The following is a 23,493-nucleotide window of genomic DNA, read 5'->3' as shown; positions in this document are numbered from 1 at the left end:
CGAGGCTCCCATGCCAAGCAAAGCCCAGCTATTGCAGATTATCGGGATCCAATCTGCACTCGCCAAACAGGGATTTGAATTGGCAAACGTCATGGACTGCGTGGTGGAATCCGTCCTGTCACTGATCAACTCGGACGGCGCCGTGGTCGAATTGGTGGAAGGTGACGAGATGGTTTACAGAGCCGCCGCCGGTAGCGCCAGCAAGCATCTGGGACTGAGGCTGGCGCTCGACAGCAGTTTCTCCGGCCTCAGCGTCCGCACCGGTGAAATACTGATGTGCAGCGACAGCGAAACCGACGACAGGGTCGATCGCGAGGCCTGCCGCAAGGTCGGGGTCTGCTCCATGCTGGTGATGCCGCTGAATCACGAGGGCCGCAATGTCGGGGTTATCAAGGCCTATTCGGCCACGCCCAGGCATTTCAGTCACTCCGACATAGAGCTGCTGGGCATGCTGTCCGACGTGATAGGCGCCGCCATGTACCATGCCAGCGAGTACCATGAGAGCGATCTCTATTTTCGCGCCACCCATGACAGCATGACCGACCTCGCCAACCGCTCGGTGTTTATGGACAGGCTCAGACAACTCACCCGCAACAGCCGCACCCCACCCCGGCCCGCCGCCATCTTTATGGTGGACATGGACGGTCTCAAGGCCATCAACGACAATTTTGGCCACAGAACCGGTGACGCCATATTGATAGAATTTGCCCACAGATTGCAGGCCGCCGCCCGCACCACGGACACAGTGGCGCGCCTCGGCGGTGACGAATTCGGCATACTGCTTACTCCTCTTGCCCAGGATCATGAGATCCATTCGGTTTTGGAGCGCCTGCAACAGGCCATTGCCCAACCTTTCAATTTCGAGGGGGAAAGCCATCAGCTCAGGGCCAGCATAGGGGTGGCCTTCTTCCCCGGCGATGGCCTGGATATCAACAGCCTGATGGATACGGCCGACAACCGCATGTATCAGATAAAGAACATCTCACGGCCGCTGCCGGGGGGCGGCCTGAATGTCGCCCTCAACAGCTGAGGCCACTGCGATGGCAAGGGGCTGGCAAAGCCCCTTGGCTTGGGGTAGTGTAAGCGCCAAAAAATAATCCCCAACTCAAGGATCCCCAACGTGAAGCTGTTTAAGACTGCCGTGCTGGCGCTGGCACTTGGCAACCTGTTTTCCTGTGCCGTGACCCCACATTCAGATCCCGCCAAGCGCGATGGCAGTGCCTTTATCAGCGCCGGTCAGGCCGCCGAGCGTGCGGCGCGCATCAGCAATGTCCGCTATGAGTTGGATTTTAACCTCACGGGCGCGGAAAGCTTCAATGCCACCAGCAAGGTCTTGTTTGAGCTTACCGATACCTCGGGCGATCTGACCCTGGATCTCAATCAGGCCCAAGTCAAAAGCTTCAGCATCAATGGCCACAAGTTGTATCCCAAGTACAACGGCAGCTATTTCGAGATCAGCGGCAAGCTGCTCAGCAAGGGCGAGAACAGCATTGAGGTGCAGTTCAGCCGCAAGCACAGCACCAATGGCGAGGGCCTGCACCGCTTTGTCGATCCGGTCGATGGCAAGGTGTATCTCTACTCCCATTTCGAACCGGCGGCAGCCCAGCAGATGTTTGCCCTGTTTGACCAGCCGGATCTCAAGGCCAGCTACCAACTGACGGTCACGGCCCCCGCCGACTGGCAGGTGGTCAGTGCCACCCGCGAGCAGCAGATTGAAGATCAGGGTGAGCGCCGCCGCTGGCACTTCCCGGCCACGCCGAAACTCAGCCCCTACAACTTCTCCATGCACGCAGGTCCTTATCAGGTTTGGGAAGATAACCGCGGCCCCTACCCCATGCGCCTGTTTGCCCGTCAGTCGGTGGCGGCCCAGGTCAATCCCGAGGATTGGTTCAGCTACACCAGCGCCGGGCTCAAATTTTTCGATGATTACTTCGGCATTGCCTATCCCTTTGGCAAGTACGATCAACTGCTGGTGCCCGACTTCCTCTACGGCGCAATGGAAAACGCCGGAGCCATCACCTTCGCCGAGGGCCACTTCCTGTCGAGTTCGGCCATGAGCAGTGCCCAAAAGCAGAGTCTCGCCGGGGTGATCATGCACGAGATGGCCCACCAGTGGTTTGGCGATCTGGTCACCATGAAATGGTGGAACGGCCTGTGGCTGAACGAAAGCTTCGCCTCCTTCATGGGCACCCTGGCCCTGGCCGAGTCAACGGAGTTCAAGCACGCCTGGCAAAGCTTCTATGCCAAGGGCAAACAGCGCGCCTATGAGCAGGACAGCCTGGTGACCACCCACCCCATAGAGGTGCCGGTGGCCACCACGGCCAATGCCTTCGACAACATAGACGCCATCACCTACCAAAAAGGCGCCTCTGTGCTGAAACAGCTGCGTCACCTGCTGGGGGAAGAGACCTTCCGCCGCGGCGTGTCCCAGTATCTGCAAACCTATGCCTGGCAAAATGCCACCCTGGATGATTTTATTGCCAGCCTGGGCCAGGCCGCAGGTCGCGACCTGAGCCAATGGACCCGCGACTGGCTCTACAGCGCCGGGGTCAACAACCTCAAAACCGAACTGGTGTGTGAAGCCGGCAAAATCAGCTTTTTCAGCCTGACCCAGAGCGCCCCCGCTGACCTGCCCACACTCAGGGAGCAAAAGGTGCAGGTGGCGCTGTTCCAGGCTAACCGCCACGAGCTGGAACGCACCCAGTTGCAGCAGGTCACCTACAAGGGCGAACGCACCCGGGTGCCGGCCCTGGAGGGCCTGCCCTGCCCGGATCTGGTCTATCCCAACTACGGTGACTGGGGCTTCGTCAAGGTGGTGCTCGATGAGCGCTCCTTTGCCACTGCCAAACAGGCCCTGGGCAAGGTTGAGGATCCCATGTTGCGGGCCATGCTGTGGCAAAGCCTGTGGGACAGCGTCAATGACGGCCAGCTGGGTCTGGATCAATACATAGCCACCGCCCTGGTCAACGCCCCGGCGGAGCAGGATGAACAGCTGTCGGCCCAGATCATCTCCAGCCTGCTGAAGTCCGCCGACTATCTGCAAGCCGCCAAGGACGATGGAAACTACAGCCGCAACGCCCTGCTGGCCCTGTCGCAAATGAGCCTGCGCAAAACCATGGAGAGCAAGGGCCAGCATGATCTGCAGCGTCGCTGGTTCGAGGCCTGGATTGAACTGGCCTATGGCAAGGACGCCAGCGAGCATCTGCGCCAGCTGCTGGAGGGCCGCGCCAGCATTCTCGGGCTGACACTGGACCAGGATCTGCGCTGGGCCATTATCGCCCGCCTCAATCGCCTCGATGCCCCCGACAGCGCCGCCCTGATCCGGGATGAGCTGGCGAAGGATCCCTCAGATGCCGGCCAAAAGGCCGCCATCAGCGCCGAGGCCCAGCGCCCGGAGGCCGCCGTCAAGCGCCGCTGGCTGCAGAAAATTCACCTCGGCAGCGAGCCCTTCCCCAAGCTCAGGCCCGCCATGGGCGCCCTGTACCCGCCGGAGCAGCAACTGCTGAGCCAGGCCAGCGCCGACGAGCGCCTGGCCCAGCTGACTGAAATGGACAAGCGCGGCCCGGTGTTTATGCGCAGCTATGTGCAGCTGATCCCGACCCAGTGCAGCCGCGAAGGTATAGATCAGTTGAGCCAAGTGCTCGACAGCCAAAACAAGCTGTCCAGCGGCCTGCGCCGGGCGCTGCTGGAAACCCGTCAGCAAGAAGAGCGCTGCCTGATGATCAGGCGGCGCTTACCCCAAGGTTGAGGACCCGGGGCTGAGGTCAGCCCCTTTCCCCTTCCCCAACAAAAAAGCCACCTCCAAAAGGAAGTGGCTTTTTTAATGGTGGCGATTTACACCCTAATTAGGCATTGCTGCACCAGTGACCGTCCGAGCCATGGTCGCTCAATCACATCTGACCTCCATGGATGGAGGGAATGCCTGTTTTGTATGGAACAAAACAGGCCATGTGTTCGCGACATTCGACCATCCTTGGTCAGCAGATGGCAAGGAGAGGCTCCAGGGACACTTCTTTTTAAACCAAGAGTCGCCGTGTCACTGGGGTAGCAGCGCGAGAGCCCACCGCAGGGGGAAAAGCGTGTCGTCAGACAATGAGGTGAACAGTTTCACCTCATTAGCGTTCCCCGAAGGCCTCTGGCCGCCACGCGGGGATTTATTGCGCCCATTGCCGAACGCGGCACAACTATCACAAGATAGCCGCTGTGCCAGCGGCAGAAAGTCGTGGGCCTCCAGCCCACACCCGGGCAAGGGGCTTTGCTCATCCAAAGCCCCTTGCAACCCAAAGGATTCCCCCAACCGGAGCCGACCGCCCCTCGGCCTCTTGAGCTTGGTCATGCTACAGCTTCGGACTCTAGGATTTACATCCATGTAAATCCAATCCAGCTCGACTCCCTGCCTCGCGCTCGTGGGCACGTCGCTACGCGACACTCGCCCTGCTCGACAGAAGCAGCCTCGGTATCCCTACCTCGGCTACGCGCCCAAGCTCATCATCCTCGGCGGCTCCGAAGGGGGGAAGATGCGGGCGCAATCTTTAGGCCTTATGTTACATCTTCGAAATTCTTAGCCAGTTCCTTATTGGCCGGAGTGGAACACCCACTTAGGCACTGCTGCACCAGTGACCATCGGCGACAGGGAAGTCGCCGCTGAGCGCCCAGGGAAGGGTTTACAGCGTGTCACTGGGGTAGCAGTGCGAAAGCCCACTGCAAGTGATTAATGGCATCAGATGGTTGATGTTGTGCAGCAGCAAAAGATAGCCGCTGTGCCAGCGGCAAAAAGTCGTGTGCCTCCCTACCTCGGCTACGCGCCCAAGCTCATCATCCTCGGCGACTCCGAAAGGGGGAAGATGCAGGTGCAATCTTCAAGTGTTCCATTACGTCTCGGAGACACTTGGCCAGTTCTGCATTGGCCGGAGTGGAACATCCTCTCAGGCACTGCTACACCAATGACCATCGGCAATGGAAGGGGATGTCCTTTATTCCGATGTCGTCTGATAGATGTTGGCGAAACCTGTCGCAAGCTGACTGTAAAGGATCTGCTGCTGCTTCACGTCAAAATGTTCGCTGTTGCTTTGGTACAGGCTTTCGGGGGAATCCATGCCCGAGACATAGTGCAGCTGTCGATAGTCCGGGTAACCGCTGGACCAGTACCAGTGCGGACCGCGTTTCAACAGATTAAAGCTGCGGCCCTGCAGCAGTAGCGAGGCATTCAGCACCTTATCCTCAACGGGTTGAGGCGCCAGGCCGACATACAGCCGGTTGCTTCTATCCAGCCACAGGCTGTCCTCTCCCTGGTATTGCACAAATTGCCAGCGCCCATCGCCCCTGACCAGGGCGCCATCGGGCAGATGATATTCATAGAGCTGCCACTGTTGATCTTCCTTGAGGCTGAAAGAGAGCACCCGATTGGATTTGAACGACACCCCGCGAATTTCCGCTTGCGGTATCTTGGCCGAGACCGTCCGGCCGCTGTTGACGTCAATCACATACAGCTCATTGAGTGCCAGGGCGGCCAGCATGCTGTCGTCGGGCGACCAGAGCAAATCAATGTAGTGACGGCCGTCGTTGTATGCCGTTAGCTTGGTCTTTTGGCCATCATCGAGATTCAACAGCCACACCTCCTCGGCGCCTGAACGCTGGCTGACAAAAGCGGCCCGCTCGCTGTGATTTGCAAAGGTGGCCAATTTATCATCCGAAGTACTGTCCAGCAGCAGCGCGTTACCCCCGGTCTCAATGTTGAACAAAATGGTGTTGAGATGGGATTGCCGGGCGGTAAACAGGTAGTCGCGACCGTTGCGGTGGCGCAGCGGCCGTTCAAGTTGCTGGGTGCCACGATACAAGACCCGCTTGTCGTTGCCACTTAAATCGTAACTCAGCAAATCTCTTGCCGGGTGTTCCCCCATCAGCACCAGGTGGTCACCATCCTGGCTCCAGATACCACAACAGATGTAAGCATCCAGCTTGAACAACAGCGACAGCTCGCCGCTATCCAGATCCAGGCGATAGAAACCTTCCCACTGCTGCGGATCGGGGGAGGAAATCAATAACTGGTTCTTTGTCGGGTGCAGGTCGAACTGGACATTGCCGGCATTGACCAGCTCGGGCTGATTGAGCCTGGTCTTGCGACCACTTTTTAAGTCCAGCAGAAACAGACTGTAGGGCTCACTGCCGCTGCGTTCGGCAAAGATAATTTCATCCCTGCTGTGGCTGAATGACACCATGCCATAACTGCCTGCGGGACAGTTGTGCACCAGCCTGGGTTCGCCCAGGGTCAAGCCGTCGACCGAACGCACATAGTAGCGACATGTCTCGGCATTGGCGGCGAGGTAGACGATTTCCTTGCCATCATCACTCCATCTGGCCGGGCCCACGCCCAGCCCTTGATGGCGGATCTCCAACTGTTGATGGTCGGCCAGACGCTCCAGATACAGATGCATCTGCTGCTCCTTGCGTGACATAAACAACAATCGGCTGCCATCCGGCGACACGTCGGGAAACAGATCTGTGCCCGATTCGCTGGTCAGGGCAACGGCCGAGTTGAAATAGTGTGGCTTGGCAGCTTGAATATAGATCGCAAGTCCAATCACCAGCCCAAGCAGCAAGGCCGCGACAGACCACCAGCGGGCGCTTTTTAGCGGTTTTTTTGGGGTACTGGCGACAGCACTACCGCCAGTTGGGACCGGACTGTGAGCACTTGCGACAGGGCTGAGGGTAATATCCGCTGCTGCCTGCGGGATGTAGGGCCCGGCATCCACCCGGCTGACGCTGGCGATGAATCTATATCCCTTTTTGGGAAAGGTAGCGATAAAGCGGGGTTGCCTGGGGTCATCATTCAGGGCCCGGCGCAACTTGGCTATCAGGCGGCTGACCGCATTGTCGGTGACAATGCGCCCATCCCAGACCTGATCTATCAGCTCATCCCGGCCAATCAAGCGGTTGGGGTGTTGGCAAAAATAGGCCAGCAATTCCACCGCCATGGGCTCAAGTTGGTGAACCTGATTTTTATCCGTGAGCGTCTGCCGCGAGGAGCAAAAAAGTATATCCGTGATCTGCCACTGCATGTCCTAAGCCAATTCCCTGAAAAAATTCACAAAATATCTGTCCACTTGCCTCTGTCTTATCCTGTACCCTTGCCTGTGATCACTCAAAATCACGAAAAATCACGCCTTCGTCATGCGATTTGTGTGACAGCTCTTTAGGCTTTCGCCACACAGTATATGACCCAAAGGTACATTTCCAATGCCCTTCATTCGAATATGGATTATCGCTTTCGTACTAAGTTTATTATCGCCCCATGTCGGCGCTGCGGATGACCCGCAGCAGACCGCCTTTGCCAATCCGCTGCAAAGCCTGACCTCAGACTCCCGTGACGCGGTAGTGCAGCAGCTTAACGATCCTGCCTGGTATGCGCGCTTGAGCGAGCTGGCCAGGCAGCTCTCCCCCGACCAATTGGCCGCGCAAAATGCCTTTAATAAAACGGCTTTACTGGCTGCCCGCGGTGAGCATCAGGCCCTGCTGGCATTGCTGGATAAAACGCCCCAGGACAAGCAATTTTACTTCTACCGACTTGATGCCTTATTTCCACTCCCCCAAGGGCAACAGGCCCCATCGGCTGACAAACACCTGCACGCCTATATGGACAAGACCTTTGGGGCGCTGGACGACGAGCAGCTGGTCAAGATCAGCCAGGCGCTGAATTGGTCTATTCCAATGGCCGAGGACTATACGACCAACATCTATAAAGAGTACCGCGGCAAGCAGCAACTGGCACTCGATGAAGCCATTTCACTCATCGCCAATACCGAACTGATGAGGGTGCTGTATCGCGTGCTGCCTGCGGCCAACCAGAGGCTCAACCAGCAACTGCAGCAACGTTTTGACATTCAACCGGAAGTCATAATCACCACAGCCCAGGGTGTCGAGCTGGCCGCCACCATAGTGCGGAAAAAAGGCGTAGCAAAACCCTTGCCCACGGCACTGCAATTTACCATTTATGCCGACGAGAGCTCCCATATCAAGACAGCTATCCATGCCGCGGCCCATGGCTATGTGGGCATTGTCGCCAACAGTCGCGGCAAACGTGGCAGCCGCAACCAGATAACCCCCTGGGAGCATGACGGCGAGGATGCGGCCCAGGTCATCGACTGGATTGCACGTCAAGCGTTCAGCGATGGCCGGGTGGTCATGTACGGCGGCAGCTATAACGGTTTTACCCAGTGGGCCGCAACCAAGTTTCACCCCAAGGCACTGAAAACCATAGTGCCCTATGCGGCTGCCAGCCCCATCACAGGCTTGCCGATAGAAAACAATATAGTGCTGACGGCCAATTACCAATGGGCCTTTCACGTGACCAATAACAAGACCATGGACAACTCTGTGTATGCCGATTGGCAAAAGGCCAAAAAGCTCAGGCAAGACCTGTTTGAATCCGGTCGGCCCATTGTGGATATCGACAAGATTGACGGCCAGCCCAACCCCTGGTTCCAAAAATGGTTGCAGCACCCGGATTATGACGACTATTACCAGGCCATGCTGCCCTACAGGAATGATTATGCCAAGATTGACATACCCGTACTGAGTATCACCGGCTATTTCGACGGTGGTCAAATTTCGGCACTGGACTTTATCAAACGCCATGTGGCCAACAACCCACAGGCCCGGAACTATCTGCTGATAGGCCCCTATGATCATCACACCGCACAATATGTACCCAGCCAGTACTACAGCAACTATGAGCTTGATCCTGCGGCTATGGACAAGGACACCGAAGAGATCGCCTTCGCTTGGTTTGACCATGTCCTGTATGACAAGCCCATGCCCACACTGATCAAAGACAGGGTCAATTACCAGCTCATGGGCAGCAACAGCTGGCAGCATGCCCCCTCGCTGAATGCCTTGAACAGCCAGGGCCAGAACTTTTATCTGACCGGGCAAGCGACCAAGGAGGGTTATTACCTGCTGTCGCCGAACCAGCCAAAATCCCTGGAAAAGATATCCATGAGGGTGGACATGGCCGATCGCAGCGAGCAGCGCAACAGATCGCCCTGGCCCATGATCCAGTCCGAACTGCTTGATGAGAAAGGAGCCGTCTTTGTCACCCCGCCCTTTGACAAGCCAATGCGTCTTGCGGGCATGCTGAGCGGGTATTTTTCGCTGGCAATCAACAAGCGGGACCTGGATATAGGCTACAACCTGTACGAACTGACCAAAGACGGCCAATACATCCACCTGGTGCACTATATCAGCCGCGCCAGCTACGCCGCCGATATGAACAAGCGCACCCTGCTTGAGCCCGGCAACAAGACCCGTATCCCAATGACCAACACGCGCATGACGGCCAAGTTACTGGCCCCCGGCAGCCGCCTGGTGATGGTGCTGAACGTCAATAAAAACGAGATAGCACAGGTCAACCTGGGCACCGGCAACCCGGTCAACACTGAGCGCCTTGCCGATGCCGGCGAGCCCCTTGCCCTGGACTGGTTCAGCGACTCGCTGATCCATATACCGCTGACAGAATGGCAAGCGACACCACCCCAGCTGTCGGCGACTGGCCCCAAGGACGCGGTAAAGGAAAGTGCGCAATAGCCATAGCCACTATTAATACCAAGGACCAGGCACGACTGAGCCAATCGAAATTCTTTGCCACTTCCGTATTGGCTGGAGTGGAACACCCACGCAGGTAGGGTTTGCTTGGAATGCCAAAAGAAAAGGACGCCGGGGCGTCCTTTTTTCTTTGCTGTAGCTCAGTTGGTGCGATAGCGGGCGAGGATCTTGCCCAAAGATCGCGAGGCCTCGGACAGGCGGGCGACGCCGGCCGCCGACTGTTCGGCCACTTCCCTGATGGTATTGGACTGGCTGCGGATATCGCTCAGTTCCGCGGCTATGCTGTTGGCGACACTGCTTTGCTCTTCCGCCGAGGTGGAGATCTGCACGCTCATATCATTGATGGTGCGGGCCGAGTCGGCGATGGCGGTCACGTCCTTGCCGATTTCGGCAATCACGCCGCTGCTGGCCTGGGCCTGGCTGACTGTTTTCTCAGTGATCCCGGCAATATTGCGGCTCTCGGCCTGTAGCTTCTCGATCATGGCCTGAATTTCCACCGTGGCCGCCTGGGTGCGGCTCGCCAGGGTACGCACCTCATCGGCCACCACGGCAAAGCCCCGTCCCTGTTCACCGGCGCGGGCAGCCTCGATGGCGGCGTTCAGTGCCAGCAGGTTGGTTTGCTCGGAAATGGCGTTGATCGTGGTGATCACTTCATTGATCTGGGTGGTGTTGACGTTGAGGCTGGCCACCGAGCTGGAGGCCTGCTCAATCAACTGGGACAGCTGGTTCACGTCATGAATTGCTTTCTGCACCCGCTGGAAGCTGGCCTGCACCTGGGAAGCGTCCTGCTCGGCCTGGGCCGAGGCCTGGCGGGAGATGTTGGACACCTCCTGGGCCGAGGCGGTCATTTCTTCCATGGCCGTGGCCACAGAGTCCAGCGAGGTGTACTGGCGGTTGATTTGCTGCTGGCTCTGCTTCATTTCGCTCTCGAACGATCCCGAGGTCTCGCCCAGGGTGTCGGCGTTTTGCTTGACCACCTTCACCAGCTCGGTGAGCGTGTCCATGGCCTTGTCGAGTGCACAACCTATGGTGCCGAACTCATCCCGGCCGGGGTGAAAACCCAGGCGCGAGGTCAGATCCCCGGAACCAATCTTTTCTGTGGTGGTGTACAGCACCCACAGGGCACCGCCGATAAAGGTGGCCACCCAATAAAGAAACAGGGCAAAGGGCGGCACCCACAGGAAGGTCAGCCAAAAGCCGGTCATGGCTTCGCTGCGGCCTGAGGCTTCGAGTGAACGGACATTTTCCGTCAGGGCATAGACCTCACCGTTGCCGGCGCGCAGGCTGACGGTAACACTGTCCCGGCCGAAAACCGGCTCGGTCAGGCTGGGTTGGCGCCTGAGGTTATGGGCTTCGGCCTGCTCCAGCTGACCATTGGCCTCCAGGGTCTCGAGCACCCCCCGCAGACGGTATTCGGCGGCAATGGCCGAGGTGTGTTCAATGCCATCCAGGGCGTCGGAATATCTCAATCCGGCTGTCACTCCCAGTGACAGTAAAAACAGCAAAAAGATGACCCACATCTTGTCGTTGATGGACATCTTGATGAAGAGTTTGTCTATGGAACGGAACTCGACTTCTCTCATGGTGACTCCGGTGCCTTGGGATTAGTAAAAGGAGAACTCAGTTATTATTACTCCTGATACAAGGGTTTGCACAATGCTGCACGGGTCATTTTTACGGTAAAGTGAACGGTAAAACAAAAAAGGACGCCTGAGCGTCCTTTTTTTAACCTAAGTGGTTTCGATTTAAGCGTTACTTGGCGGCGCCATCTGTGGCGGCGGCCTCGGCCTTCTCGATGGAGATCAGCTCCACTTCGAAGATCAGGGTGGAGTTGGCAGGGATGGTGCCTGTGTCACGCTCGCCATAGGCCAGTTCGGATGGGATCACGAAACGGTACTTGGAACCCACAGGCATCAGTTGCACACCTTCGGTCCAGCCGGCAATCACGCGGTTCAGCGGGAACTTGGCGGTTTCGCCACGCTTGTAAGAACTGTCGAATTCGGTACCGTCGATCAGCGTGCCCACATAGTGCACTTCAACCGTGTCTTCTGCGGCAGGCTTGTCACCTGTGCCGGCGGTCAGCACTTCGTACTGCAGACCGGACTCAGTGGTGGTGACGCCTTCTTTGGCCTTGTTGGTTTCCAGGAATTTCTTGCTGTCTTCCAGGTTCTTGGCCGCCAGCGCCTGAGCTTGCTCGGTACGCTTGTCATTCAGTTTCTTGTCCAGGCCTTGCAGTACTGTTTGGATCTCTTCCTCGGTCAGCTTCAGCTCACCATTGAGGCCATTGCTGAAACCTTCAACAATCAGGGCGCGGTCAACCGGCATGCCCAGATCTTCCTGCTCCTTGATGTGACCAGCCATGTAGCGGCCGATGGACGCACCTACGCTGTAGGCTTCTTTTTGGGCATCTGTGGTCAGCACGGTTGCCGGCGCTTCTTCTTTTACTTTTTGTTCTTGATTACAAGCAGATAAGCCAACAACAGCCAGGGCGACCAGCGAATATTTATAAATTGATTTCATTAAAGCTTCCTCAGCATCCTCAAGTGGTTACAATAACCTTGTTATCCTAAAGCCGAACCACTTTATACTAGTGTGTCCGGGATTCCAATGGCGAAATGACAGGCCAGTAACTGGCTGCAATGGACCCGTTTTGTGACAAGGAAGAGTAGAGTAAGTTCATGCATCACATTTTAATGCTGCTTTTTTGTACTCTGCTGCTGAGTGGCTGTGATTCCGGTCCCGAAGCGGCCATGACCCTGACCCAGGGGCCCAGTTACAGCGCGACCCTGTCGGCCGATGGCAAACTGGCCATGGTCAGCACCGACAAAAACGGGGTGCAGCTGTGGCAGCTGGCCCCCCTCAGTCTCAAATACCAGTGGCAACAGGACAGTGACAGCAACGCGGTGATCGCCACCGCGCTGTCGGACAATGCCGGTTATGCCGCTTCCCTCAGCCGCGAATCCGTGGCCCTGTGGCGCCTCAGCGATGGCAGCGCCGTCGGTTGGTGGTCATTGCCCTCTGCGGGACAGGCACTGGCTGTGGCCGACAATGGCACCCTGTTGGTGGGACTCAGCGATGGCTCAGTGATGTCCATGGCACCGGGGCAGAAATCCCTGATCCAGTTTCTGGGCCACAGTGAAAAAATCAATGCGGTGGCACTGACCGCCAATGGCACCCTGGCCCTATCCGCCGGCAATGACGGCCAGGCCATATTGTGGCAAACGGCCACCGGCCAGCCACTGCGCAGCATAGAGATGGACTCCCGGGTGCTGATGGTGGCCCTGAGCCCCGATGGCACCCTGGGTTTTGCCTCGGACAGCACTGCCAATGCCGTTATCTGGGATAATCAGAGCGGCGCCCTGCTCAGCAAGCTGGCGATCAAACGGCGGCAGATGACCTTCTCCAGCGCCCGCTTCAGCGCCGACAATACCCTGCTGATGACGGGGACGCCGGCACGGGAGGTGCAGGTTTGGGACAGCGTCGAGGGCAAGTTGGTTAATCAATGGCAAGTGACGGCGTCTCCCAAACCCAATATCAAGAGCGCCGTTGTATACTCGGTAGCGGGCCCCCTGGCCCGCAGCCACCAATTTATCAGTATCAGCAGTAATGGCCTGGTGGAGTTCTGGCAATAGCCCCGGGCAGAGGTAAAAAATGCAACAGCAGGAACTTATTCAGCGCATTGAAGAGCTGGAAACCAAACTCGCCTTCCAGGAAATGAGCCTGGAGGAACTCAACCAGCAGGTCATCAAACTCAATGATTTGCTGGCTCATCAGGAACACAGAATGCATTTGATTGTCGGAAAGTTGCAGGCCATTGAGCCAAGCAATATCGCCACTCAGGCAGAAGAGACACCACCGCCACACTATTGACCCTAACGGGAGCCGCCATGCCAGAGACAGAGTCAACCAGGCCCGCTTCAGATGTCGCCGCCATAATCCAGGTGGGCGATCCCCTGTTGACCCGGGCCGCGCTCAAAGTGACCCGCTTTGATGAGGGACTCAAGTCTCTGGCCCTGACTTTGCTCGCCACCATGGAACAGGCCTGTGGTGTCGGCATTGCCGCGCCCCAGATAGCCGAAAGCCTGGCCCTGTGCATAGTGGCCTCCCGGCCCAACCTTCGCTATCCGGATGCGCCGCCCATGGAACCTATTGTCATGGCCAATCCGGAAATCCTGGCTTGCTCCGATGACATGCTCTGGGGCGAGGAAGGCTGCCTGTCGGTGCCGGAGCGGCGGCTGCAAATTCGCCGTCACCAGTGGGTTGATGCCCGTTGGCAAGACCTCGACGGCCGGTGGCAGCAACAGCGGCTGAGCGGTTTTATCGCCCGGGTGTTCCAGCATGAACTCGACCATCTCCATGGCATCACCCTACTGGAGCGCTGCACCATGGCAGATCAGCGGGACGCGACCATTCAACAAGAGGACGGCCGTTAATGAGGCGCCTTGCCCGCTTACTGGGATGCAGTGTGCTCGGGTGCAGCCTGCTGAGTGGCTGCGCCTTCAACAGCCTGTTTATCAACTACCCCAGCCAGCTGGCGCCGGTACGCCAATCCCTGGCCTCCAATAATCCCGCTGAGCACCTCAAGGATCTCGGTGACAATATCCACGGCAATGACGGCCTGCTCTATGCACAGGAGGCGGGCCGGGTCGCGCAGGTGAGCGGCGATTTTGCTGCCAGCCAGGGGTTTTACGCCAGCGCCATCGCCGCCTACGAGGCCTTTGATGCCAAGGCGACCCTCAGCGCCTCTGAATTGGGGGCCAATGCCGGCGCCCTGGTGCTCAACGATAATGTGATCCCCTACCGGGGTCCGGGGTTCGAGCGCATCCTGGTGCATCAATATCAGGCGCTCAATTTCCTGATGCAAAGACAGTTGGACGGGGCCCTGGTGGAAGTGCGCCGGGCCAACGAATTGCAGGCATTGGAGCAGGCGAGATACGAGAAGTCCTCGGCCGAGGTCCGCGCCATGGCCAATGGCACTGTGAATGCCGAACAAGCGCGTCTGGGTCAGGCCGCAGGCTCGGTCAGCAGTTCTTTCCTCAATGCCTACAGCTATTACACCACAGGTCTGCTGCACGAGCTTCTCGGCAACAGCAATGACGCCTTTATCGATTACCGTAAGGCGGCCCTGATAACCCCGGGCAATCCCTATCTGGAGCAGGATCTGCTGCGCCTCGCCCGAGAACTGGAGATGCCACAGCGGGAAGAATTCGAGCGCCAGTTTGGCCAGGCTGAAATGCCACAGCCCGGTCAGGGCCAGTTGGTACTGATGCTGGAGCGCGGTTTGGTGCCGGAAAAGCAGGCCCTGACAGTGCCCTTTACCATCAATGGCAACTGGCAATCCGTGTCACTGGCCACCTATCCCGGATCCCCCTTGCCCTTGCCCGAGGTGCAGGTAACAGGTCTTGGCGAGCCCCTGACCATGGCGCCGTTGGCGGAAATTGACGCCCTGGCCATCAACGCGCTTAAAGAAAATCTGCCACTGATGCTGCTGCGTCAAGCGGCCCGGGTGGTCACCAAGGCCGAAATGGCAAGCAGCATTCAAAGCGAACGCAAGAAGGCCGACGGCAGCTTCGATGGCGGCGTCATTGCCATGCAAATTTTCAACCTGGTGACCGAGCAGGCCGACCGCCGCAGCTGGCTGACCCTGCCAAGGCAGGCCTTATTGGCCAGACGTTTTGTCAATCCGGGGGACTATTCCCTGGCTCTGGCAAACCATCCGGGCCAGTCCGTCAGCATTGAGGCGGGAAAAACCACCCTGGTATGGGCAGTGGAAACTGGTAATTTGCTGCGGTTTTATTCAATAATCCTATAGTAATCAACAAATGGAACTGACTATGAAACACATCAAACTGATCTTAGTGCTGGCGGCCGCCATGGGCCTGGGTGCCTGTCAATCCAAGGTGGAGTACGGTGATGCCACCGAAGTGGAAACGGTAAACGAGAACTTCGGCTCCAGCGATCTGCAGGCCATCACCGCCAGGATGGTGGACGACATGATGTCTTTCCCAACCGTGGTGGCCATGACGGTCAAGGACAGGCCGGTGATCTTTGTCGACAAGATCAAGAACAAGACCTCTGAGCATATAGACACAGAGTCGGTCACCGACTCCATCAGCAACAAGCTGCTGCGTTCCGGCAAGTTCCGCTTTATCGACATGACCAAGGTAGACGCGGTGCGCAAGCAGCTGGACTACCAGAACAATGCCGGCATGGTTGACCCCTCCAGCGCCATCAACTTCGGCCGCCAAATCGGCGCCCAGTTTATGCTCTACGGCAACCTGTCGAGCATAGTCAAACAGGATGGCAGCACCAAGGACGTCTACTACAAGATGACCATGCGCCTGATGGATCTGGAAACCGGCCTGATTGAATGGTCCGATGAAAAAGAGATCCGCAAAACCAAATCCAAGTCCTTCCTCGGACTATGAATAAAGACGCCGGCCCTGTGCCGGCGTTTTACTCTGGTTCTCAGGGGTGTAACATTCACAAACCCTGATACAAGAAAGCCAATGTAAGCCAATGCAAACAGACGAGCCCATGACCGCCACCACTGCCCTGCCCACGGAAAAGCTGCCCGCCCGCCAAGCCCAGCAACTGCTGCTGTGGATGACCTTTGTGATGTCACTGATGTTTGCCGTCTGGCAGGCACTGCTGAACAACTTCGTTATCGAACGCGCCGCATTCACCGGCGCCGAAATCGGCATATTGCAGAGCCTGCGGGAAGTGCCGGGCTTTTTGGCCTTTACCGCCATTTTCGTGCTGCTGTTGCTAAAGGAACAAAGCTTTGCCCTGCTGTCCCTGCTGGTGCTCGCCATAGGCGTTGGTATCACAGGCTTTTTCCCCTCGGCATTGGGCCTGTATCTGACCACAGTCATGATGTCCATCGGCTTTCATTATTATGAAACCCTCAATCAATCCCTGACCCTGCAGTGGGTCGACAAGGAAAACACCGCCGGCTTTATGGGCAAGGCCCTGGCCTGGCGCTCCGGCGCCGCCCTGGCGGGTTACGGCAGCATCTGGCTGGTGATGACCTGGCTCAAGCTCGATTACCAGTGGATGTATGCCCTGATAGGTGCCCTGGGCGCCCTGATGGTGCTGAGCCTGAGCCTGTATTACCCCAGCTTTGATACCGGCGAAATGCAGCACAAGAAGGTCATACTCAGGCGCCGTTACTGGCTCTACTACCTGCTGACCTTCTTCTCCGGCGCCCGGCGGCAGATTTTCGTGGTGTTCGCCGGTTTTATGATGGTGGAGAAATTCGGCTACAGCGTCAGCGAAATCACCTCCCTGTTCCTGATCAACTACCTGGTTAACCTGCTGTTTGCCCCCGCCATTGGCCGTTTTATCGGCCGTATAGGTGAACGGCGGGCACTGATTTTGGAATACCTGGGGCTCATCGCCATTTTCTGCAGCTATGCCCTGGTGCAGGATGGCCATGTGGCCGCCGCGTTATATGTAATAGATCACCTGCTGTTTGCCATGGCCATCGCTATGAAGACCTATTTCCAGAAAATTGCCGACCGTCCGGACATTGCCGCCACCATGTCGGTCAGCTTCACCATCAACCACATAGCCGCGGTGATCATCCCGGCGCTGCTGGGGATCCTCTGGCTCAGCTCACCGACGGCGGTATTCTTTATCGGTGCCGCCATGGCGGTCTGCTCGCTGCTGTTGTCGCTCAATGTTCCGGCTGTCCCGGCACCGGGCCAAGAGGTGCTCTGGCCAAGGGGTAAAGCCCATGAGTGAAGAGCAGGAAGTCGTCATAGAACAGCTGGGTTCCAGCCGCGACAAAGATGTGTCGGCCCGTAAAAAGGCGCTGCTGTTGGGGCGCATGTTGGGCCTGGCCAGTGAGCAAAACTACAGCCCCGCCAGCCAAAGCCTGGCCGAGCGCGCCGAGCACAGGGCCCGCAAACAGGCGGCCCAATGCCAGGCCAACGTGGAAACCATCTATGCCCTGGCGCTCAAGTACACCCCATCCGATGTGGTCGGCAGCGATCCCGACCCCGATTGGATTTATCAGTTTTTCGCCATGGCGGAGCAAATTCATAACCGCCGCATGCAGGAGCTGTGGGCCAGGATCCTGGCCCACGAGCTGACCAATCCCGGCAACTTCAGCCTCCGCAGTCTGGAAACCCTCAAGCGCCTCACCTGGCGCGAAGCCCTGGTGCTTGAAAAGGCCCTGGGGCTGTCGGCCCAGATCAACGGTGATACCCGCCTGAAACTGGTCAGCGGCTACCGTCTCACCGGCGGCCTGGGGCAATATTTTCGCAAGAGCACGGCCGTCGGCCTGCCGCTGTCGCAGTTCGGCCTGCCCTACTCGGCGATTTTGACCTTGGTGGAAGCCGGGATTTTACACGGCAGTGAATTTGAAACCGGCGAGCTGGCACCGCGTCAGGGACTGAGATTTGCCCTGCCCGAAACCGAGCTGACCCTGACCCCCAAGCACAGCCACCTGCTGCTGACCTACTACCGCTTCACCCCGGTGGGGGATGAGCTGGCGCAGTTGGTGAAACCCCGGCAGGACGGGGCCTTCGTGTCCGGCCTCAAGGCCGTGTTTGCCAGGGACTTTGAACTTAACTAGTCGGCAGTTAATGGGCCGTTTTATCCAGGTTCAGCCTGCATGGGTGATGGCCTGAATGCGGCCTCCGCCACTGAGTGAACACACACCTATTCGGTGGTGATGCAGTGAAGAGCCAAACTGCGCTTGGCTTAACCCTGCGGGTTCGTCGCTTTGCAAGCGACGAAAGTCGTGGGTCTTCAACCCACACCCGACCAAGAGGGGATCAACAGCAATCCCCTCTTGGATCTCCCTTGCCGCCCCCGACGAAGCCAAGCGCTTTGGCTTTTGGGCTGGAAACGGCCACCGCGACCGACTCCCGGATTTACTTCCATGTAAATCCATCCCAGCTCAACATCCATGTTTCGCGCTCGTGAGCATGTCGCTTCGCGACACTCGCCCAAGCTCGACGGTCACTGCCTCGGCGAAGCACATCCCTATGCTTCGTTCCCAGCTCGGCTATCCTGCCTCGCGCTCGTGAGCTTATCGCTTCGCGATACTCGCCCCTGTCTCGGCTTACCCGTTTCACTCAGCCCAACCACCAAAGCGGCTTCGATGGGGAGCTCTGGTGCAATCCGCAAGTACCGAGAAGTGCCTGTCACAAAGTGATTAAAGGAAAGCTGCCCAAGGTTAAGGGACTCTTTGGGGCGAAAAATTAACTGAATGGGCTTAATGCTGATGGACGGAGTGCCACCGTCACTTGTCATGCATTCTGCTACCAGTAGCCCTTTTCTGCTACGCTGACTACGTCAAAAAACTTACCGTCTGCATCGTCGTCGTTCTCAGGCGTGGTTGGCCGATAGAAACAGACTTGTATGTCTTGATAAATGTAGCTGTAACCTAGCTCCCAATCGTCTTCGTCGAACTGGTAGAAGCCTGAAACGCGATCAATAACTTCCGATGCGGGCGTTCTCAAAGGGTCAATTTCTAGGAAGCTAATTTCATAGTCAGGATCTAAGGTTGCAGCTATAAACTCAACCTTACCCGCATCGTTGAAGTGAATACAAAAGGCTTTGTAATGGTACTGGGTAATTTCATCTCGCTTTACTTTGGAAACAGGGTTACCCAACACGGACTCAACATCTGTGTATGCACTCCCCAGCTTAATTGGCCCCATTCCGAAGAAAGGTTTTATCTCAAATTGCTGCATAGTTCTTTAATACATAGCGGCTGCATTTAATGCTGCTTTGGAGCGCAGCGGAAAATTGGTTTGACAACAAGCGTCTATTAGACATTTAGCCCTCCTTTATAACAACAAAATCAATAAATTTACTGAGACCTGACTCAACGTCTTCATCAATACTTATTTCATTATCTTCCGATTTAGAAAGAGCTCCTATCTTTCTAATTAATCTTGAAGCGTTACGCCTTATATAATTTGGAGTTAAATTAATGACGTCTTCTTGTTCAATCATTAGCCTAGCCGCTGGACTTTGCAGTAAAGACTCCGTTGAGTCAACATCCATATTTACCTCTCGGACAAGGCGTTTCCAATTTCGTTTGTCCGTTAAAAGTTCTTTTACCTCTACCAGTGCTGGTAATCCAAGATCTATATACTCCTTGAAAATCACTTCGTGATAGTTAGATAGGCAATCTTTTGAATACACTTTATATTGTTCTACAACCTTTTTTCGCTTTCTTGTTGATATCGCATCTGACGCCATAACCATTGGCCCAACAATCGATACAAGAACAAAAATGAAAACGACAAAGTAGATTGGGAGTCTAACTAATTGAACGAATATGCTTCCATAGAAAACACCACCCCAAAAAGAAAGTTCACTTCCTGCCGAATTTAGCGTTCTAAGTTCTATTTTTTTTGTCCCAGCGATTTTTCCAACAACATCAATTTTAATACCATGGCCAGAGCTATGTAGGGCTAATATTTTTATTGTATAGCCTTCCGATGGTTCAAGAATTACATCAGGAAGAGATATAGTTTTATCCGTATTTATTTTTGGCTGCGCTGCAGTTCTTAAATAATCATTTGTAGCACCAAGTTGTTCAACCTTTAAAAACTTACCCTCTTTTAAGATTATATTGAATGGGTAGTTTTTATCATAGTAACCGTTTAGAATTGGTGCCCCTCCATCATTTTTAATCCTTAAAAACAAAACGGACAGCGTTTGGTTAAGGCTCTTTATGTCAACATCGCCATAGAATACTTTCAACTCACTTATTTCCTCTTTTACATCGAGGACATTCGCATCACTAATGACTTCTACAACTACCGAGGGAGTATTAACTCTAAAAAATTCAGTGTAAATTGATATGCCACCAAAAATAGCAGCCAACATGAACCCCAGAAAAGACCAAGCAAAACGCTTATCTAAGCTATTGAATGACGAAATCACACCCATTTATTTTGTTTACTCCTTTATTACAAGTTGCGTTTTAAGTCCAACAAGTTAATAGTTCGACCTTTCAAGCTAACTCAATCTTACAAGGTAGAGCTACCTTACAAACTTAGCTCCACGCACACCTTATGCTGAGAAAGCTAACACAGCTTTTTACCGTCGTCTGTAGGATATTCGCCATTTTATTCAAAAGCTTGAAATGATTGGCAGGTTTGGATTTTTATGCCGTTGGTACGAAGGGATTGAGATAGAAAAGGAACAACACTTTACTTGCAGGATGCAGGGGGTAGATTCCCCATCGGTGCCGCTGAGGGTGTTGGGATTGGGCGCGTAGCCGAGACAGGGATGTCGAGGCTGGTTCGGTCGAACATGGATGTGAGTCCGAACCTGTAGCAAGACCAGTCCCATAAACCCGAAGGGCTTTCGGCACCGGCGGGGGCGGCACGGGAGATCCAAGAGGGGATTGCTGTAGATCCCCTCTTGGTCGGGTGTGGGGTGAAACCCCACGACTTTAGTCGCTTGCAAAGCGACAAACCTGCAAAGGTTTACTTCAAAACTGGCGGCCACGCGCAATCAAATGGCGCGTGAGGTAATCCGCGCTCAGATTACGCAGAAATGTACCCACCGCTGACAAGATAATCCAAAAGCCTGCCAACCTGGGCTTCCAGGTCCCCTTCACTGGTGTCTATGACCAACTCGGCACCGACAGGTGCCTCATAGGGCGCAGAAATCCCGGTAAAGTCCTTGATTTCACCGGCCCGGGCCTTCTGGTAAAGGCCCTTAGGATCTCGGCTTTCGCACACCTCAAGCGGGGTCGCCACATGCACCTCGATAAACTCACCCTCGGCCACAAGCTCGCGCACCAGCTCCCGCTCGGCTCTCTGGGGTGACACAAAGGCGCTCAGCACTATCAGCCCGGCATCCAGCATCAGCTTGGCCACCTCGCCGACCCGGCGAATGTTCTCGCGCCTGTCATCGGCGGAAAACCCCAGGTCCTTACAGAGGCCATGGCGCACATTGTCACCGTCAAGCAGATAAGAATGCACCCCGCGCTCATGGAGCGCGCTTTCCAGGGCCCCCGCCAGGGTGCTCTTGCCGGCACCGGACAGGCCGGTGAACCAGAGTATGGCGCCCCTGTGGCCCTTGTGGCCGGCCCTGAGTTCCCGGGTGACGGCATGCTGGTGCCAAACGATATTATTCATAATTCTCCTTGCCCGCTCACAAAGGCTGAAACGGGAACAACAGTGGGATCAGCACCAGCACCGCCAGGCTGTAGGCTATGGCCATGGGTATACCCACACCCACATATTGGCGCAAGCGGTAATTGCCCACGGTAAACACCAAGAGGTTGGTCTGGTAGCCCCAGGGGCTGATAAAACTGGCGCTCGCACCAAAGAGCACCGCCATGATAAAGGGCATGGGATCTATGCCAAGGCCCTGGGCCAGGCTGATGGCGATTGGGCACACCAGGGCCGCGGCGGCGTTGTTCGACATCAGCTCCGTCAGCAGCAAGGTCAAGAGATAAATACCGGCCACGACCAGGGTCAGCTGCACTCCGGAGAAGCCCAGCACCATTTCTTTCGCCAGCAGCGCCGAGATGCCGCTGTTACCCATGGCCTGGGACAAGGACAGGGCGCCACCGACAATCAGCACTATGTCTATGGGGAAGCGGCGCTTGAGCTCCGACAGGCTGACCACACCGGTCAGCAGCAGACCGGTCACAAACAGGGTCAGGCCCTTGAGCAGCGGCAGCTGTTCGAACATAGCGAGGCCCACCACGGCGGCAAAGCCGGCCAAGACCCAGCCGCTGCGGCGGGATGACAGACGGGTGGCCGAGTCCACGCCGTTGACCAGCAAAAATTCTTTTTCCAGCACCTGCTGGCGGCTGCAAAACTGCTTGCCGGGCACCAGCAACAGGGCATCACCGGCCTGCAGCACTATGGAGCCCAGACCGCCCTGCAGCCGTTCGTGACCGCGGCGCACCGCCACCACCACAGCATCAAAGCGCTCGCGAAAACGGGCATCCTTGAGGCTCATGCCATTGAGGGAGGAGGAATGGCTGACTATGGCTTCCGCCAGACTCTGGCCGTTCATTGTGTGGTGGCCGTAGAGGCTGAGGCCCTCGATTTCCTGCAGCACAGCAACCGACTCCATGTCGCCGGCAAACAGCAAGATATCGTCCTGCTGCAGCACCGTCTCCGGGGTCACGGGGATGATAGTGTCGTCACCGCGCTGGATTTCCGCCAGAAACAGCTTGCGCAGATGCCTTAGCCCCGCCTCCGCCACCGTCTTGCCAATCAGACTGGAACCGGTCTTGATCCTGGCTTCGAGAAAATAGGGCAAGGCCCCTTCCTCGTCGGGCTTTTCTGTGATGGGCAGGCGATCGGCAATCAGCCACAGCATCAACATACCCGCCAGCACCACACCCAGCGCCACGCCGGTGGTGCTGAAAAAGTGCAGCAGCGGCAAACCGGCCCGGTCTAGAAAGCTGTTGATCACCAAATTGGTAGAGGTGCCAATCAGGGTCAGGGTACCGCCGAAGGTGGCGGCAAAGGCCATGGGCAGCATCAGCTTGGAGGGCGCATAACGCTGATTGCGCTTGATGGCGCCAATGAGGCTGGCCACCACGGCGGTGTTGGCGGTAAAGGAAGACAGGACCGAGGTGGACACCCACAGCTTGGTGAGCACGGAGCGCAGACCGCCACGGCTCAGCTGCAGCCCCACCCAGCTGATCAGCCGGGTCTTCTCCAGCGCCACCGATGACAGCAACAGCAGCACCAGGGTCAGCAGGGAAGAATCGGTAAAGGAAGATGACAACTCATTGAGGCTCAATGAGTTGCTCACATAGGACAGCAAAGCGACGCTGGCAAAAGCCCAGGAGGCCGGCAGCCGGGTGCAGCTGAGCAGGCCCACCAGGCCCAGCACCAGTCCCAACACCCAATATTGCTCCAGCGTCATCTGCTTATCCTTTTATAAAAC

At 56.5% G+C, this 23,493-nt stretch carries 17 protein-coding genes; 10 read left to right on the top strand and 7 right to left on the bottom strand.

Annotated features, from left to right (window positions below; translation table 11 throughout):
- The first annotated feature begins 10 nt into the window (after positions 1-10).
- Together JYB85_RS03260 and pepN are read left to right on the top strand one after the other, a co-directional pair.
- Positions 11-1,030, top strand: a complete 1,020-nt coding sequence (locus JYB85_RS03260) for a sensor domain-containing diguanylate cyclase (RefSeq protein WP_207381043.1) — start codon at positions 11-13, stop codon at positions 1,028-1,030.
- 90 nt (positions 1,031-1,120) lie between these two features.
- Positions 1,121-3,748: an aminopeptidase N gene (pepN, locus tag JYB85_RS03255; protein ID WP_207381042.1), complete on the top strand. Its 2,628-nt coding sequence runs from the start codon at positions 1,121-1,123 to the stop codon at positions 3,746-3,748.
- A gap of 1,225 nt (positions 3,749-4,973) precedes the next feature.
- Here pepN and JYB85_RS03250 read toward each other — a convergent pair.
- Positions 4,974-7,058, bottom strand: a complete 2,085-nt coding sequence (locus JYB85_RS03250; RefSeq protein ID WP_207381041.1) for a winged helix-turn-helix domain-containing protein — start codon at positions 7,056-7,058, stop codon at positions 4,974-4,976.
- A 178-nt stretch (positions 7,059-7,236) separates the two neighbouring features.
- Here JYB85_RS03250 and JYB85_RS03245 point away from each other — a divergent pair, with 178 nt between their 5' ends.
- Positions 7,237-9,582, top strand: a complete 2,346-nt coding sequence (locus tag JYB85_RS03245) for a CocE/NonD family hydrolase (RefSeq protein WP_207381040.1) — start codon at positions 7,237-7,239, stop codon at positions 9,580-9,582.
- A gap of 158 nt (positions 9,583-9,740) precedes the next feature.
- On the opposite strand, the gene JYB85_RS03240 is transcribed toward JYB85_RS03245, so the two are convergent.
- Positions 9,741-11,183: a methyl-accepting chemotaxis protein gene (locus JYB85_RS03240; protein ID WP_207381039.1), complete on the bottom strand. Its 1,443-nt coding sequence runs from the start codon at positions 11,181-11,183 to the stop codon at positions 9,741-9,743.
- Positions 11,184-11,352: 169 nt separating this feature from the next.
- Positions 11,353-12,120, bottom strand: coding sequence for an FKBP-type peptidyl-prolyl cis-trans isomerase (gene fkpA / locus JYB85_RS03235; RefSeq protein WP_207381038.1), 768 nt, complete (start codon positions 12,118-12,120; stop codon positions 11,353-11,355).
- Positions 12,121-12,278: 158 nt separating this feature from the next.
- On the opposite strand from fkpA, the gene JYB85_RS03230 reads away from it, so the two are divergent.
- The 7 genes from JYB85_RS03230 (at position 12,279) to JYB85_RS03200 (ending at position 18,181) form a co-directional block, all read left to right on the top strand.
- Entirely contained in the window at positions 12,279-13,232 is a 954-nt protein-coding gene (locus tag JYB85_RS03230) for a WD40 repeat domain-containing protein (RefSeq protein WP_207381037.1), read from the top strand.
- 19 nt (positions 13,233-13,251) lie between these two features.
- The gene (locus JYB85_RS03225; RefSeq protein WP_207321990.1) at positions 13,252-13,470 is read left to right on the top strand and encodes a SlyX family protein; all 219 of its coding nucleotides are present in this window, start codon (positions 13,252-13,254) and stop codon (positions 13,468-13,470) included.
- Positions 13,471-13,487: 17 nt separating this feature from the next.
- Positions 13,488-14,033 carry a peptide deformylase gene (def, locus tag JYB85_RS03220; RefSeq protein ID WP_207381036.1) on the top strand — a complete coding sequence of 182 codons (546 nt, stop codon included), beginning with the start codon at positions 13,488-13,490 and terminating at the stop codon, positions 14,031-14,033.
- On the top strand, positions 14,033-15,412 hold the full coding sequence (locus JYB85_RS03215) for a COG3014 family protein (RefSeq protein WP_207381035.1): 1,380 nt from the start codon (positions 14,033-14,035) through the stop codon (positions 15,410-15,412). Before def ends, JYB85_RS03215 begins: the two co-directional genes overlap by 1 nt.
- 22 nt (positions 15,413-15,434) lie before the next feature.
- The gene (lpoB, locus tag JYB85_RS03210) at positions 15,435-16,028 is read left to right on the top strand and encodes a penicillin-binding protein activator LpoB (RefSeq protein WP_207381034.1); all 594 of its coding nucleotides are present in this window, start codon (positions 15,435-15,437) and stop codon (positions 16,026-16,028) included.
- Between the two features lie 109 nt (positions 16,029-16,137).
- Positions 16,138-17,346 carry an MFS transporter gene (locus tag JYB85_RS03205; RefSeq protein WP_207381033.1) on the top strand — a complete coding sequence of 403 codons (1,209 nt, stop codon included), beginning with the start codon at positions 16,138-16,140 and terminating at the stop codon, positions 17,344-17,346.
- The gene (locus JYB85_RS03200) at positions 17,339-18,181 is read left to right on the top strand and encodes a TIGR03899 family protein (protein ID WP_207381032.1); all 843 of its coding nucleotides are present in this window, start codon (positions 17,339-17,341) and stop codon (positions 18,179-18,181) included. The genes JYB85_RS03205 and JYB85_RS03200 overlap by 8 nt, the downstream gene beginning before the upstream one ends.
- 691 nt (positions 18,182-18,872) lie before the next feature.
- Here the strand turns inward: JYB85_RS03200 and JYB85_RS03195 are convergent.
- The 4 genes from JYB85_RS03195 to JYB85_RS03180 form a co-directional block, all read right to left on the bottom strand.
- Positions 18,873-19,307 carry a hypothetical protein gene (locus JYB85_RS03195; protein ID WP_207381031.1) on the bottom strand — a complete coding sequence of 145 codons (435 nt, stop codon included), beginning with the start codon at positions 19,305-19,307 and terminating at the stop codon, positions 18,873-18,875.
- Between the two features lie 85 nt (positions 19,308-19,392).
- On the bottom strand, positions 19,393-20,517 hold the full coding sequence (locus JYB85_RS03190; protein WP_207381030.1) for a hypothetical protein: 1,125 nt from the start codon (positions 20,515-20,517) through the stop codon (positions 19,393-19,395).
- A gap of 602 nt (positions 20,518-21,119) precedes the next feature.
- Entirely contained in the window at positions 21,120-21,716 is a 597-nt protein-coding gene (cysC, locus tag JYB85_RS03185) for an adenylyl-sulfate kinase (RefSeq protein ID WP_207381029.1), read from the bottom strand.
- A 16-nt stretch (positions 21,717-21,732) separates the two neighbouring features.
- Positions 21,733-23,472 carry an SLC13 family permease gene (locus JYB85_RS03180; protein ID WP_207381028.1) on the bottom strand — a complete coding sequence of 580 codons (1,740 nt, stop codon included), beginning with the start codon at positions 23,470-23,472 and terminating at the stop codon, positions 21,733-21,735.
- Positions 23,473-23,493 lie beyond the last annotated feature (21 nt).

The organism is Shewanella sedimentimangrovi, assembly GCF_017354965.1.
Lineage (GTDB): Bacteria > Pseudomonadota > Gammaproteobacteria > Enterobacterales > Shewanellaceae > Shewanella > Shewanella cyperi.
Note: the sequence above shows the minus strand (reverse complement) of the source record. Positions and strands in the feature narration are given on the sequence as shown.